Source organism: Acinetobacter sp. NBRC 110496 (genome assembly GCF_000876115.1).
Classification (GTDB): domain Bacteria; phylum Pseudomonadota; class Gammaproteobacteria; order Pseudomonadales; family Moraxellaceae; genus Acinetobacter.
In genome coordinates, this window is record NZ_BBTF01000006.1 from 71,790 (window position 1) to 90,016 (window position 18,227).

Here is an 18,227-nt window from a genome sequence, read left to right on the forward strand (position 1 = left end):
AAAAGAACAGCGTATATTATTTCAAAACACATCTTTATCCTGTTTTATGACTTCAAGAAAAACCAGTGATGCAGGTATCTTTTTATGGATGGTCTATCAAACCATGCAAAAAATGGATCTGGATGCCGCCGCTATTTTTGCTCGTGTTCATTTACCTGATCAGTCCCCTGATAAATTTGTTCGACGGGACAACGCCACCCAACAGCGTTTTTGGCAAGCAGCGCAACAGATCAGTCAAGACTCTGATATTGGCTTACATATTGGTGCGAATATTCCACCATTTCGCGGACAAGTGATTGAATATCTTTTTTTGAGCAGCCCCACGTTTGGTGAAGGTTTAAAACGTACCATCCGTTATCAAGCCTTACTTACCGACGCGATGTCCTTCCAACTCGACCTCATTAGCGAAACAACAGCGACGATCTCAGGTCTCAATCACCCTGTACGGCATTACTTGGAATGTGCGATTGGGATTTTACTCAATTTTTTTAAATACATCAGCGAAGGAACTTTTACACCCACTGAAATTGGTCTCCCTTACCCTAATGGTGCGCATCAAGAGGAATATCAAAAAGTATGGGGATGTCCAGTCAGGCTCGGCCAAAGTAATGGCTACATTTGCTTTGATCAGACTCAATTAGCAACCCCCTCTGCTGCACATGAACCTGAACTGTTAAAAGTACATGAACACCATGCTGCCGCACAGCTTGAGTTACTAAACAAACACCAGCTTATAAACGAAATCGAAAAAATCTTGGCCAGTGGTTTACTAGAATCTGGTGAATTTGATCAGAACATCATTGCTGAGTATTTAGGACGCAGTGGGCGTAGTTTAAGGGCTGATTTACAACTGTTAAATACCAGCTATGAAAAAGTCATCGCGCATTATCGGGAACGTCTGGCACGACGATTACTTTCTCAAACCGAAGAAAGCATCGACCAGATTGTTTATCTCACTGGCTTTTCTGAACCATCAGCATTTTCCAGAGCATTTAAACGCTGGACTGGTGAAACACCTACGGCGTATCGTCAACGCAAACAAGTTTGAATTGATTTAACAGGCTGATAAAAGCTGCCAGATGGGTCAAAATAATTCCTTCAAACCGTCTTAAAATCCGAACCATGTATTACAAGGTAATCTCTCATGATCGGTTTTCCAGTCGGTATTTTTATTGCTAATGGTATGGAATGGTATTTTCACAAAGTATGGTTACATGAATTTCCAAGCAAAAATAGAAATAGTCCATTCTTTACCCATATTGCTCACCATAAACGTGCTCGTTTAAATCGCTTTTATGATGAAGGTTATGCCGAATCGATGTTTAAAAACTCGGAAATGTATAATGAAAAATCAGCACTTATCGGCTTAGCTGCTGCATCTACGATTTTTCTGCCTGTTGCACCATTCTTTACCGCAGGGTTGTACTATGGTATCTGGAATTATTGGAAGGTGCATGCCAAATCACACCTAGATCCAGAGTATGCGAAAAAAAGAATCCCTTGGCACTACGATCATCACATCACCAGCAACCAAAACGCCAACTGGTGTGTGACTAAGCCATGGTTTGATTATATTATGGGAACGCGAGTGATGACGGATGCGTCAGAGACAGAAACCAATCCATTGGCAATCAACATGCCAAAGTGGTTAGAGCAAAGGGTGAACCGTGCTGCTCGCCGCTTATTGCCTAAAGCGTATGCTCAAATTGATGCCAATACGCAATTTGATCAACAAAATTTAAAACATGGGATTGAAGTTAGCTTGTAGATAGTTCGCGGAGTAGAAAAAAACCGAGTATCTCAATCACTCGGTTTTTCTCTTGTTTTATTCAACTTTACCAATCTCGAGTTGCAATAATTTCCTCTTTATCAGCATTCTCAAAACCATAGGCAGCAGCAATAACATCAAAGTCATGACCAATAGCCTCTCTGGCAGCCGTTTCTATTTCACTCTCCTGCTCCCAAAACTCTTCTTGTAATTCATTGAATTGCTCAGTGGCCGCATGCGTTAGCTTATATAGCTCAGCTAATGTCTTAGGTTGCGTTAGCTCAATCTGCTGACATAGTGAAATTAGGATTCGCTCACCTTTCTTGACTAAATCATTAGGAAAATATGAATCGGCATACATATCTACTAAAAAAGAATAGTTCGCCATTTTCTGATTACCAAGCTGCATTTATTTTGATCCTTTTCTTAATATTGTTTAATAAAATTAACATATATTTTTATCAAAGCTCAATTTTTAAATAAGCTAATTGAATAGCCTCAGCCTCATCCTGTTCAAAAAAATTTAAGATTCTGGCTGAGGGGAATTGAGTAAAGAAAATTAAAATTCCATGTAAATTAGGGTCTAATGCGAACTCGTTTTAGACAATAAATTTAAGATCAATACGCCACTCATAATCAACACAATACCAATAATGCCCCAAACATCTAGTTTTTGATCAAATACAAACCACGCAACAGTAGTAATCAAAACGATACCCACCCCAGACCAGATCGCATAAGCAACGCCCACAGGAATGGTTTTCAATGTTAATGACAAACAATAAAATGCGATGATATAGCCCACCACGACAACAATTGAAGCAAGTGGTTTGGTAAAACCCTCACTGCTTTTTAAGGCTGATGTTGCAATCACTTCCGCAGTAATAGCAATGAATAAAATAACCCAATTGCTCATTTACCTATCTCCCACCATCAATACAGCCGACCCAATGATATATACAAGAAAAAAACACCCTTATGATAAAGGGTGTTTTTTAATATTGATGTCAACAAGTTTAAAACAAAATTAAGCTGACTTCTTTGCCATATTATTTTTACGGATCGTGATCATCAATAACTGTACAGCTGCTGGTGTTACACCCGGAATACGGCTTGCCTGCGCCAGTGTTTCTGGACGAACTGTTTTCAATTTTAAGGTAATTTCACGTGACAAACCTGAAATACCCTCATATTCAAAATCAGCTGGAATTTTGGTTTCTTCAAGGCGCTTTAATTGTGCAACATCTTCATGTTGACGATTAATATAACCTTGGTATTTCACTGCAATTTCAATTTGCTCACCCACATGTTCAGACACGTCTGAACCCGTTAATTCGGCAATTTGAGCAAAGTTGATATTTGGGCGTTTTAATAAATCGATCGCACTACATTCTTTACTAAGATCAGCACCTGTCATTTCAATGAACTTTTTTCCCATTGGATTGTTTGGTGCAGCCCATAGATGTTGTAAGCGAGAGGTTTCACGCTCAACTGCTTCCATTTTTTCGCTATAAGCAGCCCAACGCTCATCATCAACCAGACCCAGTTCACGACCAATAGACGTTAAACGCTGATCAGCATTGTCTTCACGCAACATCAAACGGTATTCCGCACGTGAGGTGAACATACGGTACGGTTCTTTTGTCCCTAAAGTAATAAGGTCATCAACCAATACACCCATATAAGCTTGATCACGTTTTGGTGTCCATTCTTCTTGTTCCCACGCACGGCGTGCCGCGTTTAAGCCCGCAAGCAAACCTTGTGCACCTGCTTCCTCATAACCGGTAGTCCCGTTGATTTGACCAGCAAAGTACAGATTTTGAATCGCCTTGGTTTCAAGTGTGAATTTCAATGCCTGTGGATTAAAATAGTCATATTCAATTGCATAGCCTGGACGCAAGATATGTGCATTTTCCATACCACGGATCGAACGAACCAAATTGAACTGTACGTCAAATGGCAAAGAGGTCGAAATCCCGTTTGGATATAGTTCATGCGTATCCAAACCTTCTGGTTCCAAGAACACTTGATGTGAATCTTTATCAGCAAAACGATGAATCTTATCTTCAATCGATGGGCAATAGCGTGGCCCTACACCTTCGATCACACCAGTATACATTGGTGAACGATCAAGTCCGCCACGAATAATTTCATGGGTTTTTTCACTGGTATGCGTGATATAGCAATTCACTTGCTCAGGGTGCATTGACGCATCACCCATAAATGACATGACAGGAGATGGGAAATCACCCGGTTGAGGGGTCATCACCGAAAAGTCGACAGTGCGAGCATCAATACGTGGTGGTGTCCCGGTCTTTAAGCGCCCAACAGGAAGTTTAAGCTCGCGCAAACGGTGCGCCAAAGCAATCGATGGTGGATCGCCTGCACGGCCACCACTAGAGTTTTGTAAACCAACATGGATCACTCCACCCAAGAACGTACCTGTCGTCAACACCACTGTTTTAGTGTCGAAACGAATCCCCATTTGCGTCACAACACCCTTAACGGTATCGCCTTCAACAATTAGGTCATCAGCAGCTTGTTGGAAGATGTCCAGATTGGCCTGATTTTCTAGCGTATCGCGAATCGCAGCTTTATAACGAACACGGTCCGCTTGGGCACGTGTTGCACGCACAGCCGCCCCTTTACGGGAATTTAGAATACGGAATTGAATACCACCTTTATCCGCTGCAAGTGCCATGGCACCACCGAGCGCATCGATTTCACGGACAAGATGTGATTTACCAATACCACCAATCGCTGGGTTACAGCTCATCTGCCCCAAAGTTTCAATATTATGCGTTAACAATAATGTTTGTCTTCCCATACGTGCCGCAGCAAGCGCTGCTTCCGTACCTGCGTGTCCGCCGCCAATTACGATAACGTCGTAAACTTTAGGATAGTGCATAGTGGTAAATGTGTATTCAAAAAATGACAGAGCATTATACAGGAGTTTTCAATTAATTTGGAAAAAACAGTCAAGATTGTTATTGATTACAAGCGACTGTTCTGACTACAAAATATACAAAAAGAAACCTTATGTTGCATTTTTCTCTTAGACTCCACACAGCCATTCATCACTATTAACTGGAACACCACTGTTTTATTTGGTCAATTTTTTATCCTAATAGTGAATAACAAATACTTTAGGAAAATGATATGAACACCAAGCTTTTATTGTCATCTCTTATTTGTAGTCTTTGTTTTAGCGTAGCTGCACATGCAGGGACTAAGGCAACCCAAGACCAGCAGGCAAAAAAATATGAACAGGTTTGTAAAGGTAAAAAACAAGGTACACCTGTGTCATTCGCATATAAAGGCGTTGTTTTCAATGGGTCATGCGAGCCCAATGCAGCAGGTAAATTAGTATTCCAGCCACCAATGCCTGCTTCAAATGCCGCAGTAGATACACAAAGCCGTATCTCAGAAACACAATCGGCACCTCGTCCCGTTAGTCAGTAAGTCCTGCCTTATTTGGCCACACAACGATATGTTTTCTTGATACAAACTATAAAAGAAGGTCGTGAAGACCTTCTTTTTCTTTTCCATAAAATATAAAAAACAATATAATAGCGTGCATGTGTCCACAATATTTCATCTTAAAATTGTAATCTGTCTATTTTATAATCCCTTTAATCGACCCGAATCCATTACAATACTCACAAATACATTTATTTAGGTTTTCCTGTGAACTGGCTACAAATTCATATTACTGTTGATCAAAATCAAGTTGAACTGACCGAAACATTACTCCTATCACTAGGTGCTGTCAGTGTTACTTTAGATGATGCAGAAGACCAAGCCTTGCTTGAGCCATTACCAGGTGAAACCCCACTTTGGAATAAGGTCATCGTTACAGGTATTTACCAACAAGAAGAAAGTGATCCAATTGATGTTGATACTTTAGAAGCCTTTTTAAAAGTACAACTTCCTGATGTGCCTATGCGCCATGAATATCTGGAAAACCAAGTCTGGGAACGCGCCTGGATGGACTATTATGAACCAATTCAAATTGGTGAAAAATACTGGATCGTACCAGAATGGCTAGAACCTCCTGAAGCAGATGCAACCAACATCAAGCTTGACCCTGGTCTGGCGTTTGGTACAGGAAATCATGCCAGCACCTTCCTTTGCCTTCAATGGCTGGGTAAAACTGACGTTAAAGATAAAGTTGTGATTGATTATGGTTGTGGTTCAGGAATTCTCGGTGTCGCTGCCTTGTTACTCGGTGCTAAAAAAGTATATTCGACAGATATTGACCCTCAGGCCGTCCTTGCTACAAAACAAAACGCAGAATTGAATGGTGTACTCGATCGCCTTTATGTAGGATTACCAGAAGAGTTTGATCAAGAATTCAAACCACAACAAGCAGATGTCCTTGTCGCAAATATCTTGGCGGCACCTTTGATGGCTCTTGCGCCTGAATTCTCAACTTTATTGAAAAATGAGGGTGAGTTCGCACTTGCTGGTGTAATCGAAGAGCAAGTTGCTGATGTTTCTAGTGTTTACTCACAATTTTTTGATATATTAGAGATTGAAAAGCGTGAAGAAAACTGGTGTCGCATTTCAGGAAAACGTAAAACAACAATTTGAGAACATTGTTACTTATGAGTGAAAAACAAACCCGCTGCCCTAAATGTTCAACTGTGTACAAAGTGACCCTTTCACAACTCAGTGTTGCACAGGGCATGGTTTGTTGTCCAAAATGCGTTATCAACTTTAACGCATTAACCAACTTATTAGAAACAGATAATGAAGCGATACCGACACCTGTCAATCGCTCTCTTTTTTCTTCGATTCAACCTGACAGCTCGTTTGCAGAAAAACAAATGCAGATTTTGAGCATCTTTGATCAGAAAATTGAAAACTCAAACATTGATTTACTGACCTATCTCAACAACCTGAATTACTTCAATACAGAACCTGTCACCGCATTACCCAATCTAAATCTATCAGAAGATAGCTTGCTGATTGATCATGAAAATAACGACAAACAACATGGCTGGATGTATTACACGCTTTGGGGCATTGGTAATATTGCCTTGATTTTGGTGTTTGCTTTTCAGATTTTATGGTTCAACCCAAAACTGATGCATGAGAGCCCTGCGCTCAATCAAATCTTTAACTATGCTTGCGGCATTTTCTCGTGTAAAACCACCAATGACCAATATAAGTATCTCAGCTTTGAAAAAGTAAAATTAAAGCGTGCAGAAAAAGATAGTACAGTTTTTTCAGGTGTACTTTTAAATCATCACGAGAACAGTGTCATGCTGCCTGCTATAAAGGTGATGCTCAAACAGAATGATGATGCTGTTTTTAATGTCGTCTTAAAACCGCAAGACTATTTGGTAGACAGTTTAAAAACCATTCAACGTATTCCATCAAATAGCCCATTTCGCTTCGAATTTACGGTTCCCAAAAGCAAAAATAGCTTCAATGACTATAGTTTAGAATTTGTACAGCCCTAAAAGATCAAAAAAGTGACAAAAAAACAAAAAAAAGTGCAGTTAATTTGCTCACTTTTTCGCTGACAGTGGTATGATACGCGCCACGAATGCTTTGACCTACTTACACCTCGTAATTTACAGACAATAAAATCGTTAAACGAACTGTGCTTCTATCCCATAAGCGCATTGTTGGTTTTTTTGTTTTTAAAAGTAGGCAGTAACAAATATTTAACTATTGTTACGCTTATTTTTTACACAATTCGAGGATTTGTGGCAAGCTAATAGTCCCATTGTTTTAGAGTCACTGTTTTAGGATCTAAAACAGGACTCAGTAATTTAGACCACATTTATATCACTTTACCCAAGTGATATTTTGATTTTTCGGATTAAAACGCATGAATAGCAAATCTCCTATTTTTACGGCTCAATCTGATGTCGCTCTTCGCATCCATGTAGATCGCGCAGTTCGTCATTATTTTGCACAATTGCAAGGTGAGCAACCATCTCAAGTTTATGACATGGTTTTAGCAGAAATGGAGAAACCTCTTTTATCTGTGGTCTTAGAATATACTCGCGGTAATCAAACACGTGCCGCTGAGATTTTAGGCCTTAACCGCGGAACTTTACGCAAAAAGTTAAAAGCTCACGGTTTAATGAGTGAATAATTGATAAAATGCTCACGTTCTCGTGGGCATTTTTTTTGCCTTTTATTTTCAATCTGTAGACTTCAAACTGTTGACTAAAATCATGACTATCAAACGTGCTTTAATCTCTGTTTCCGATAAAACTGGAATCGTTGAATTTGCTCAAAATCTTGCAGCTCTAGGGGTAGAAATTTTATCTACGGGCGGTACATATAAGTTGCTTAAAGACAACAATATCGCCGTAGTAGAGGTTTCTGAACATACAGGTTTTCCTGAAATGATGGATGGTCGTGTCAAAACACTGCATCCTAAAATTCATGGAGGCATCTTAGCGCGTCGTGGTCTGGACGAAGCAGTGATGCAAGAACACAATATTGATCCTATCGATCTTGTTATTGTTAACCTCTACCCTTTTGCTGCGACAGTTGCAAAACCGAACTGTTCACTTGCCGATGCCATAGAAAATATCGACATCGGTGGTCCAACAATGGTTCGTGCGGCTGCAAAAAACCATGCTTCAGTCGGTATTATCGTGAATGCCACTGACTATGATTCAGTCATCGCTGAATTAAAAGCCAATGGTGCATTGTCTTATGAAACACGTTTTGACTTGGCGGTAAAAGCGTTTGAGCATACAGCACAATACGATGGTATGATCGCATCTTATTTAGGTGCGCGTGTTGGCAAAACTGAAGGCGAAGCTGATTTATTCCCGCGCACCTTCAATACTCAACTGAATAAAGCACAAGATTTACGTTATGGTGAAAATCCACACCAAAACGCAGCATTCTATGTAGAAGCCAATGCCAAAGAAGCGTCGGTTTCAACTGCGAAGCAATTACAAGGTAAAGAGCTTTCTTATAATAATATTGCAGATACCGATGCGGCACTTGAATGTGTGAAATCATTTGCAAAACCTGCTTGCGTCATCGTGAAACATGCTAACCCTTGTGGCGTTGCGGTTTCATTAGATGGTATCAAGGCAGCTTATGATCTTGCTTATGCAACCGATCCTGAATCTGCATTTGGTGGCATCATTGCATTCAACCGTGAATTAGACACTGCAACTGCGCAAGCGATTGTAGATCGCCAATTCGTTGAAGTGATTATCGCCCCAAGCATCGCCGATGGCGTGCTCGAAATCACAGGCGCGAAAAAGAATGTCCGTGTGCTGGTGTGTGATGAACTTCCAGCAATTGATGCACGTGCAGCACAACTTGACTATAAACGTGTAAATGGCGGTTTATTGGTTCAAGACCAAGACTTAGGTATGATCACCAAGGATGATCTTAAAGTTGTGACCAAGCGTGCACCAACCGAACAAGAGATTGATGATCTAATCTTTGCTTGGAAAGTTGCAAAATACGTGAAATCAAATGCAATCGTGTATGCGAAAAACCGTCAAACGATTGGTGTCGGTGCTGGTCAGATGAGTCGTGTCAACTCAGCACGTATTGCTGCAATTAAAGCTGAACATGCAGGTTTAGTGGTTGAAGGTGCAGTTATGGCATCTGATGCATTCTTCCCATTCCGTGATGGTATCGATAATGCGGCCAAAGCCGGCATTAAATGCATTATCCAGCCGGGTGGTTCAATGCGTGATGAAGAAACAATTGCTGCTGCAGACGAAGCTGGTATTGCAATGGTCTTCACAGGCATGCGTCACTTCCGTCATTAATACTACTTTAAAAATTCCGTCTTATTTACCTCCCTCTAAATCTCCCTCCTAAAAGGAGGGAGACTACACCAATATCAATATGGGTTCCCTCTCCTCTTAGGAGATGGGGAACGATTGTAGTTCCGCAAGGGAGAGGTTAAGAGGGACTTTTTTATTCTGAACAGGTATATTCTTAAATACGGAAAAAGGAAATAACTTAATAATGAATATTTTAGTTTTGGGTAGCGGTGGCCGTGAACATGCACTTGCATGGAAAATCGCACAAGATGCAAAAGTCACTCAAGTATTCGTTGCACCGGGTAATGCAGGGACAGCAACTGAAGACAAATGTCAAAACGTTGACCTCGATATTTTAGACAATCCAGCGATTATTGAATTTGCTAAGGCAAATGATGTTGCTTTAGTCATTGTGGGTCCAGAAGCACCATTAGTGAATGGTGTAGTTGATGCTGCTCGTGAAGCAGGTTTAAAAATCTGGGGCCCAACGCAGTATGCGGCACAGTTGGAAGGCTCTAAAGCATTTGCCAAACACTTCTTGAAGCGTCATAACATCCCAACAGCTTTTTACGACGTATTTACAGAAGTTGATGCAGCAAAAGCCTATGTTGAACAAAATGGCGCACCAATCGTGATTAAGGCAGATGGTCTGGCTGCAGGTAAAGGCGTGATCGTGGCAATGAGCAACGAAGAAGCATTTGCTGCCATCGACGATATGCTTGCAGGCAACAAATTTGGTGATGCTGGTTCACGCGTGGTGATTGAGCAATTCCTTGCTGGTGAAGAAGCCAGCTTCATTTGCATGATCGATGGCAACAACATTTTGCCAATGGCAACTTCACAAGATCACAAACGTATTTTCGAAGGTGATGAAGGTCCAAACACAGGTGGTATGGGGGCTTACTCTCCTGCGCCAGTGGTGACTGCAGAAGTCTTTGAACGTGTAATGAACGAAGTGATGCGCCCAACTGTAGATGGTATGGCAGCAGATGGTCATGTTTATACTGGTTTCCTGTACGCGGGCTTAATGATTGATGAACAAGGTCAACCACGTGTGATCGAGTTCAATTGCCGCTTTGGCGATCCTGAAACCCAACCAATCATGATGCGTTTAAAATCATCATTGGTCGATTTGGTTGAAGCTGGTATCGACGGTAACTTACCAAGCGAAGCTGAATGGGATGAACGTAAATCGATCGGTATCGTACTTGCAGCTGAAGGCTATCCTGAAACTGTGCGCAAAGGCGATGTGATTTCAGGTTTAGGGCAATCTCCAGAAGACACCAAGATTTTCCATGCTGGTACTGCAATGAGTGCAGATGGTCATGTCATTACTGCAGGCGGTCGCGTACTTTGCGTAACGGCATTAGGTGATACTGTACTTGAAGCACAAATCAATGCATTAGAAGTCTGTGGTCAAGTCACCTTTACGGGGATGCAATACCGCAGTGACATCGGCTACCGTGCCATTGCGCGTGAAAAAGCTGAGTAAGGACTTGTCAATAAAAAGCCTTCTTCGGAAGGCTTTTTATTCCTTAAACAGCATAAATACAATTTCTATATTCATTATTTAAATATAAAATTCAGAAAAATATATATTTATTATTCAATTGATCTGTCTCAATATCTTTTTAGAAAAATTCATAAAACTATCATCTATTTACATTTACCCTATACCTAATTTCCCTTAAATAATCATACCCTTATACGCTTTAACAGCATTTTCTGCACTGTCACCTGCTGTAATTTGTTGGTATGATTGCCGAAATTTTAGATGTTGTTTTTATGTTAACTTGATATTCTTCTTCCATTATTTTCAAATGGTTAGAATACTCACTCTAACAAAACAAATTGCAGCTAAATCCAAATTCGATTAGAAACATAAGATGGACAACGCATGTCTCCTATTTTGAGATATAGAATGGGCACATGAATATTCATCTATTTTTCTGATGTTGTGGAAAGGACTCTTGTTCAAACTTCAAGAATAATTCACGTGATGGTTTGATGCCGATGCCAATTTACAACATACAAACCTATTGCAATCATTAATGCTAGAGAAATGCTGATTTTCTCGACATTATTCCGATTAGGATTTATACATGAAAAAGCTGATTAGTCTTTTTTTAAGTGTATCGGTGTTATTACTTGCTGCATGCAGTAAACAACCAGATACCGCATCGACCGAAAAAAAAGGTGATGCTGCTGCATTACAAACTGTTGTAATCGCTTCCACAGGTTCAGACGCTGACATCTGGCGTTATATTGCGACTTTGCCTGAAACCAAAGCTGCTGGTGTTAAACTCGAAATTAAAAACTTCACTGACTACGTTGCCATGAATACCGCTGCAGCGAATAAAGAAGTCGATTTAAATGCATTCCAATCTTACGCTTACCTTGTTGCTTTCAATGCAGCAAATAAAGACAAGATTGCGCCTGTTTCAACAACTTACTTAGAGCCAATGGGGATCTACTCAAGCAAAGTCAAGAAAGTTGAAGAGTTTGCTGAAGGTGCAACCATTGCCATTCCAAATGACGGTGCAAACGAATCCCGTGCTTTATTACTTTTACAAAGTGCAGGTTTAATCAAGTTAAAAGCTGACTTTGACCCTGTCAAAGGCACCCCTGCTGATATTATTGAAAACAGCAAGAAAATCGTCATCAAGCCAATTCAAATGGCAACAGCAGTCCGTGTCAAAGACGAAGTTGATGCAATTTTATTGGGTAATACCTTGGCAATGGAAGGCGGTTTAAACGTCCTTAAAGATGCGATCTTCTATGAGCCAGTAGATCAAAGCACTAAGTTAAACGTAAACGTATTGGCAACAGCTGAATCTCGTAAAGATGATCCTGTATTGCAAAAAGTTGGTACGCTTTATCATACTGAAGCCGTGAAGAAATATGTTCAAGAACACTTCGCTGGTACTAAAGTTGATGTAAACAAACCGACAAGCTACCTCACTGAAGCAAATTCGTAATATAATAACCTCAAATAAAACAGGCAAAGTGATTTTGCCTGTTTTTTCTTTTCTGCCATAGTACTGACGAACATGATCCAATTTAAAAACATTTCGAAACACTATCAGTTGAAAGGTCAAACGATCAATGCGTTGGATCAGATCAATTTAGAGATCCCAGACGGTAGTATCTTTGGCATTATCGGCTATAGTGGTGCAGGTAAAAGTACGCTTATCCGTTTGATTAATTTACTTGAGCGCCCAACTCAGGGACAGGTCATTATTAATCAAAAAGACTTTACCGCAATGGATGCGCGTACCCTTCGTCAAGAACGTGCAAATATCGGCATGATCTTCCAGCACTTCAACCTGCTTCAGAGCAAAACTGTATCTGAAAATATTGAAATGCCACTTAAATTACTCGGCCATAGTAAAGCTGAGCGTGAAAAACGTCTGGCGGAACTGCTAGATTTTATCGATCTCAAACATAAAAAAGATGCTTATCCTGATGAACTTTCAGGCGGTCAAAAACAACGTGTCGGGATTGCACGTGCATTGGCCAATCACCCTAAAATCTTATTGTGTGACGAAGCCACCTCTGCACTTGACCCACAAACGACAAAATCAGTTTTAGCTTTGTTAAAAAAGATCAATCAGGAACAAAATATCACTATTGTGATGGTGACCCATGAAATGGATGTGATTGAATCTGTTTGTGATTATGTTGCTGTAATGGAAGCAGGTCATGTGATTGAAACTGGCCCAACACTGGATATCTTCAGCCAGCCTCAACACCCCACCACAAAAACCTTTATTCAAACAGTTTTGCAACAACAATTACCAATTAACATTCTGAATAATCTTGAGCATCAGCATCATAATAGTATTTATAGCTTACAGTTTTTAGGAACATCGGCGCAGGAAACCGTGATCCAAGCTGCAATCAAGCAATTTGATATCAGTTTGAATATTTTGTTTGCCAATATGACTGAAATTAACGGTACGGTCATTGGTCAAATGTTTATCCAGCTACTGGGTGATCCGCTCATGATTCAAGAAACTGTAGCGTTTCTTGAGCGTCAAGGGGTGAAAGTTGAACAGTCTGGAGTGGTAAGCCAATGAGAGATTTAATTGTACAATGGCTGACCGAAGTCACAGCACCATTTTGGCATAGCTCGCTATCAATTGACCAGTTTGTCACAGCCTTGCAAGAAACCTTCCAAATGGTGTTTTTCTCGCTACTGTTTGGTTGTATTTGGGGCTTGATTCAAGGCATCACCTTAGTGGTGACACGTACTGGCGGCATTTTACAAAATCGTGCGATTTATTATTTTCTGAACCCAATTGTGAATGCACTGCGTTCCCTGCCCTTTATTATTTTGCTGATTGCAGTTATTCCATTAACCAAAATGTTGGTTGGAACGTCAATTGGGACATGGGCTGCAATTGTGCCTTTAACCATTTATGTCGGCCCATACCTCGGTCGTTTGATCGAAACTTCATTACTTGAAGTAAATGAAGGGATTGTGGAATCCGCTCAGGCAATGGGTGCTTCGCCTTGGCAAATTATTTTTAAGTTTATTATTCCAGAAGCACGTAGCTCGCTGATTTTAAACCTAACCACAGGTACAATTTCCCTGATCGGTGCAACAGCAATGGCCGGCGCAGTGGGTGCAGGCGGTATTGGTGACTTGGCCATTTCGTATGGTTACCAACGTTTTGACACCAGTGTCGTGATTTTGACCGTAATCGTATTATTGCTGCTGGTACAAATGGTACAAATGCTCGGGGACTGGTTAGCAAAATTACGCTAACTTATACTCTATCGATGTGTTATCAAGGAATATATTGAAAACTCAATATATTCCTTTTATTTTGTTCTCAAAAACTGACCAATTGATATAAAATAATGCGCTATTAAAATAAAGTAAAAAATCCATCAATGAGAACAATATGGCATCGCTTGAAATACTAACCTCCTTTTTAATTACTACATTTATTTTTGCTTATATTCCTGGTCCAGCAATGCTATATACCGCCGCACAAACTTTAGCAAAAGGGCCAAAATCTGGTTTCATGGCAACTTTAGGACTTTTTATCGGAGGATGTGCTCATATCATAGCCGCCGCAGTTGGACTTACGACACTGTTTCATTTATTGCCCGTTTTATACACAGTAATTAAAGTGCTAGGCGCATGTTGGCTGATCTGGCTAGGAATAAAACTTATTAAAGATACTGCACCATCGAGCATGCTAAATGCTCCTGACAATATTGCAGAAAAAACATTCAAAGAAAGCATTTTAGTCGAGATATTAAACCCTAAAACTGCAATTTTTTACCTCGCATTTTTACCACAATTTATCAATAACTCTTCTGAGTCACCAATTTGGCTACAATTTATCCTTTTAGGTTTAATCGTTAATACGATTTTTATTTCTGCAGATCTGGTATGCGTTTTTCTTGCAGAATTCATCATGACAAAAATCAATAAATCCCAAAGTGTCCAAAAATTTATGTCCATATTAGGCGGGACAATCTTCATTACTTTGGGCTTATTTCTCGTTTTAGGCCAACACTAAATGAGCTGATGGAAAATAAACTTCATTCGCTGCTTTAAAAGTATTCACATGTAACGGCACTAAATCATCCAGTGCCTGATATCCCCCCGCCAACACAAACAACATCGGGATTTTCATTTTTTTCGCCATCTCAAAAACAATCCGATCACGCTCAAATAGCAATTCGGTACTAAACCACTTTGAACCATATTTATCGTGTTGATGGCAATCCATGCCCGCCTGATAAATCATAAGATCTACCTCCCAACCTGATGCATATTGGAAAGCCTCATAGATCGCCTCACGATATAAGTCAAAATTCCCCTGTTTAGGATGAATATAGCGGGTCAAACTACGTTCACTGGCTTTACAACCAAAGCGAATCCCAAAAATTCCGAAATTGACCAAGTTTGTCATACGGTTGGTAAACACTGCTGTCCCATCCCCACCATGCTGATCACAGTCCAGAACGAAAATGCGCTTTTCTGGATACTGCTTAGCCACCAGAGCTAAGCCATTAAAAGTACAATAGGCTGCACCAGATTCATAGCTAGCGTGATGAAAGCCTTGGGCAATATTGGCAGCAATGCCTTCTTTCAAAGCAATCTCTGCACCCACCAATTGCCCTGCCTGTACTGACAGAATCGCATCCCGAAGCTGCTCATTCCATGGCTTAAAGCCTTGTATGGTGGCAAACGCAGACTGACCAGATAAAAAAGCATCCACATACTGAGGATTATGCAACTTTTTGAGCAACTCGACATCGATCATGCCAGGATCAATCAGCTCAGCTATATGTTGCGCTGCTAATACATCCGCAACGGCGGTGAGTTTTTCCATACTATTGGTGTGCGTTTGGGCAAAATAACGCGGCGAATAACAAGCTTTTAGCATGGATGTCCTACGTAAATTTGATCATGCGCAATGTCCATCAACTGACTTAATTCAGTAGTATCTGGTCGGAACAATCCGTTATCCACCTGTTGTTTAAAATGATATCCAAAAGCACGTGCCCGATTTTCAGGTGACACAGCCAAAGTAGTTAGACGCAAAAACCAAAAACCACTCATTTCAGCAATCGGGATCACATAGCCTTTGTACTGCTTATTTTTGTGTTTAGCCAGTTGCTCAATCTCATAGTCAGCTGAAAATAAACTACCCGCAGGTAAACGCACCCCATTCATCATCAAAGGCACTAAGCTGATACAGGAATGATTATCTCCCATATTGAGCTTTTCCATCATGATTGGTTGTTCGTGCTCATCCACAAAGATATTGATTTCCCCCTGTCTGAGTAAGCGATGATGTGCGATACGCAGGAAGAATTTTTCTGCCATGGGACAAGAACCGACTTTAGGCTTTTCTGCTAAGGATTGGCAATCAATCATATCCTGCACTGCTGCATCTTGAGGCAAAATAATATCCGTCAGCAACTGGCAAATCAGTTTACTTTCTTCTCGCTCGGCATATTGATGTATATGTCTCAGTGTGGACTGAAACTCAATTTCCTGTTGTAAATTCTGCGCAAATCCCTCTTGTGGATTTAAACGTTGCAAACACTCCTGAACATCAGCGTTAAGATCCAGATTACGCCATGTCTGCAGCACTAAACCATAAGATGAACTTTGATTGAGAAGATTTTTTAACGTCTTGGTATCATAATCTTCAAAAATGCGTAAATCCTGAAACCCCATTGGATCACGTGCCTGTGAAACAAATTCTGCAATTACACGGGTGGCTTGCGTATAACCACAACCGCGTCGCTCAGTTTGGTGACTAAAATGCTCATTCAGCATTTCTGTAAGTTTGGCAGAGAGCGGATATAAATATTTTTTAAAAATAACGACCACTTCATGGTCGACCATCTCAGACATAATTCCCTCTCTTGTTATTCTGATTTATCAATTTTCATCTATCGCAAATGATCTGTACGATGCTTGCTTCATCATCCACATTATTTAGCTTTAATTAACTATTCTTATACGACCAAAGATGAATATAAATCATTAACTTATAAAACTTTAATTCCATCTTCATTGAAAACAGGATGCTTGTCAACGAGAAAGATATCGACTGAATTTTGCTGTCAAGATTTGCCCGAAATCGTCAGCCTTTTGCTTTCAACTTTATTCTACTTTTTTGCACTCAGCAGCATTTACACTTAAACTAGAATCAGGCACTAACATTCAGTAGCCAACTCGCAATAACCACCCGGAACAAAAGATTTAGGATTCGGCTATGCATTATAAGATTCACGCAATTGATGTCAAAAATGCCTTAAAAAACTATATTTGGTTATTGGAAGATATCGAGGCGCAAGAGGTGGTTGCAATTGACCCGACCGAAGCAGATTTAGTGATCGAATTTTGTGAAAAAAACCAGCTCAAGCTGAAACAGATTTGGTTGACCCATTGGCATAAAGATCATACAGGTGGAGTCAAAGGTTTACTCGCCGATCAAAATATTATGGTCTATGGCCCACGAGATGAACTCAGTAAAATTTCGCTAATTTCAAACCCTTTGCAAAATGACGATCATTTTCATTTTAATGAGTTAAAAGTTGAAATTATTGCAACGCCAGGTCATACCCTAGGTCATATTGTTTATTTTATTGAAAAAATAGAGACACTGTTTAGTGGCGATACCTTGTTTGCAATGGGTTGTGGCCGCCTATTTGAAGGTACAGCTGAACAAATGTATCACTCATTAAATCGTCTGGCCGCCTTGCCTATTCAAACCAAAGTCTATTGTACACATGAGTACACACTTGCCAATGCAGAATTTGCGGTTAAGGTTGAACCGCATAACGCGGCATTACAACAGCGCATCAAACAGGTTCGAGCACTGAGAGCGGCAGATCAAATCACCTTACCAAGTACCATTGAATTAGAACTCGAAACCAATCCATTTTTGCGTACCGAAAGTGCCGAAGATTTTGCACGTATCCGTAGTTTGAAAGATCAGTTCTAATGAATGCATTAAATTTAAACGATTCATTTTCCATTTTTTGTTAAAAGTGGAAAATGAAATTATTTTTTACATTTATCTGGTTCAATTTATAAAATATCCGAGCTTAAATTTCCAAAAAACAAAACCAAATAATCAAATAAAATCAAAAATATAAATAAACACCAGATAACGTTCTCTCTATAAAAATTACGCTCAACTTACATTATT

Annotated in this window: 17 protein-coding genes and 1 pseudogene; 13 read left to right on the forward strand and 5 right to left on the reverse strand. The window is 40.1% G+C overall.

Annotated elements, in window-relative coordinates:
- Positions 1-46 precede the first annotated feature (46 nt).
- Positions 47-1,048, forward strand: coding sequence for an AraC family transcriptional regulator (locus Aba26S_RS05160; protein WP_043970460.1), 1,002 nt, complete (start codon positions 47-49; stop codon positions 1,046-1,048).
- A 96-nt stretch (positions 1,049-1,144) separates the two neighbouring features.
- The gene (locus Aba26S_RS05165) at positions 1,145-1,768 is read left to right on the forward strand and encodes a sterol desaturase family protein (protein ID WP_043970462.1); all 624 of its coding nucleotides are present in this window, start codon (positions 1,145-1,147) and stop codon (positions 1,766-1,768) included.
- 67 nt (positions 1,769-1,835) lie between these two features.
- Here Aba26S_RS05165 and Aba26S_RS05170 read toward each other — a convergent pair whose 3' ends face one another.
- The 3 genes from Aba26S_RS05170 to mnmG all read right to left on the reverse strand — a co-directional run bounded on the left by Aba26S_RS05170 (position 1,836) and on the right by mnmG (position 4,676).
- Complete coding sequence (locus Aba26S_RS05170; RefSeq protein ID WP_043970464.1) at positions 1,836-2,177, reverse strand: DUF5713 family protein; 342 nt, start codon at positions 2,175-2,177, stop codon at positions 1,836-1,838.
- A gap of 174 nt (positions 2,178-2,351) precedes the next feature.
- Positions 2,352-2,684 carry a multidrug efflux SMR transporter gene (locus Aba26S_RS05175; RefSeq protein ID WP_043970466.1) on the reverse strand — a complete coding sequence of 111 codons (333 nt, stop codon included), beginning with the start codon at positions 2,682-2,684 and terminating at the stop codon, positions 2,352-2,354.
- A 111-nt stretch (positions 2,685-2,795) separates the two neighbouring features.
- A complete protein-coding gene (mnmG, locus tag Aba26S_RS05180; protein ID WP_043970467.1) occupies positions 2,796-4,676 on the reverse strand; it encodes a tRNA uridine-5-carboxymethylaminomethyl(34) synthesis enzyme MnmG in 1,881 nt (626 codons plus the stop codon).
- Positions 4,677-4,927: 251 nt separating this feature from the next.
- Between mnmG and Aba26S_RS05185 the strand changes: the two are divergent.
- The 10 genes and pseudogenes from Aba26S_RS05185 to Aba26S_RS05230 all read left to right on the forward strand — a co-directional run.
- Positions 4,928-5,224 (forward strand): annotated as a pseudogene (locus Aba26S_RS05185) (hypothetical protein); the annotation flags it as partial.
- Positions 5,225-5,455: 231 nt separating this feature from the next.
- Entirely contained in the window at positions 5,456-6,361 is a 906-nt protein-coding gene (gene prmA / locus Aba26S_RS05190) for a 50S ribosomal protein L11 methyltransferase (RefSeq protein ID WP_005242424.1), read from the forward strand.
- Between the two features lie 14 nt (positions 6,362-6,375).
- Positions 6,376-7,236, forward strand: a complete 861-nt coding sequence (locus Aba26S_RS05195) for a DUF3426 domain-containing protein (RefSeq protein ID WP_005242426.1) — start codon at positions 6,376-6,378, stop codon at positions 7,234-7,236.
- Between the two features lie 374 nt (positions 7,237-7,610).
- Positions 7,611-7,880: a DNA-binding transcriptional regulator Fis gene (gene fis, locus Aba26S_RS05200; RefSeq protein WP_001086304.1), complete on the forward strand. Its 270-nt coding sequence runs from the start codon at positions 7,611-7,613 to the stop codon at positions 7,878-7,880.
- Between the two features lie 82 nt (positions 7,881-7,962).
- Positions 7,963-9,537, forward strand: a complete 1,575-nt coding sequence (gene purH / locus Aba26S_RS05205; protein WP_043970553.1) for a bifunctional phosphoribosylaminoimidazolecarboxamide formyltransferase/IMP cyclohydrolase — start codon at positions 7,963-7,965, stop codon at positions 9,535-9,537.
- Between the two features lie 202 nt (positions 9,538-9,739).
- A complete protein-coding gene (gene purD / locus Aba26S_RS05210) occupies positions 9,740-11,026 on the forward strand; it encodes a phosphoribosylamine--glycine ligase (protein WP_043970470.1) in 1,287 nt (428 codons plus the stop codon).
- A 610-nt stretch (positions 11,027-11,636) separates the two neighbouring features.
- Positions 11,637-12,512, forward strand: coding sequence for a MetQ/NlpA family ABC transporter substrate-binding protein (locus Aba26S_RS05215; RefSeq protein ID WP_043970472.1), 876 nt, complete (start codon positions 11,637-11,639; stop codon positions 12,510-12,512).
- A gap of 72 nt (positions 12,513-12,584) precedes the next feature.
- The gene (locus Aba26S_RS05220; RefSeq protein WP_005242442.1) at positions 12,585-13,613 is read left to right on the forward strand and encodes a methionine ABC transporter ATP-binding protein; all 1,029 of its coding nucleotides are present in this window, start codon (positions 12,585-12,587) and stop codon (positions 13,611-13,613) included.
- Positions 13,610-14,305: a methionine ABC transporter permease gene (locus tag Aba26S_RS05225; protein ID WP_005242445.1), complete on the forward strand. Its 696-nt coding sequence runs from the start codon at positions 13,610-13,612 to the stop codon at positions 14,303-14,305. Before Aba26S_RS05220 ends, Aba26S_RS05225 begins: the two co-directional genes overlap by 4 nt.
- A 139-nt stretch (positions 14,306-14,444) precedes the next feature.
- On the forward strand, positions 14,445-15,071 hold the full coding sequence (locus Aba26S_RS05230) for a LysE family translocator (protein WP_043970474.1): 627 nt from the start codon (positions 14,445-14,447) through the stop codon (positions 15,069-15,071).
- Here the strand turns inward: Aba26S_RS05230 and Aba26S_RS05235 are convergent.
- Positions 15,057-15,944 (reverse strand): histone deacetylase, encoded by an 888-nt coding sequence (locus Aba26S_RS05235; protein ID WP_043970478.1) that lies wholly within the window; start codon positions 15,942-15,944, stop codon positions 15,057-15,059. The two genes, Aba26S_RS05230 and Aba26S_RS05235, sit on opposite strands and share 15 nt — an antisense overlap.
- Positions 15,938-16,924, reverse strand: a complete 987-nt coding sequence (locus Aba26S_RS05240; protein WP_005242453.1) for a hypothetical protein — start codon at positions 16,922-16,924, stop codon at positions 15,938-15,940. Before Aba26S_RS05240 ends, Aba26S_RS05235 begins: the two co-directional genes overlap by 7 nt.
- Positions 16,925-17,288: 364 nt before the next feature.
- Between Aba26S_RS05240 and gloB the strand changes: the two genes are divergently transcribed.
- Positions 17,289-18,020: a hydroxyacylglutathione hydrolase gene (gene gloB / locus Aba26S_RS05245; RefSeq protein ID WP_043970479.1), complete on the forward strand. Its 732-nt coding sequence runs from the start codon at positions 17,289-17,291 to the stop codon at positions 18,018-18,020.
- Positions 18,021-18,227 lie beyond the last annotated feature (207 nt).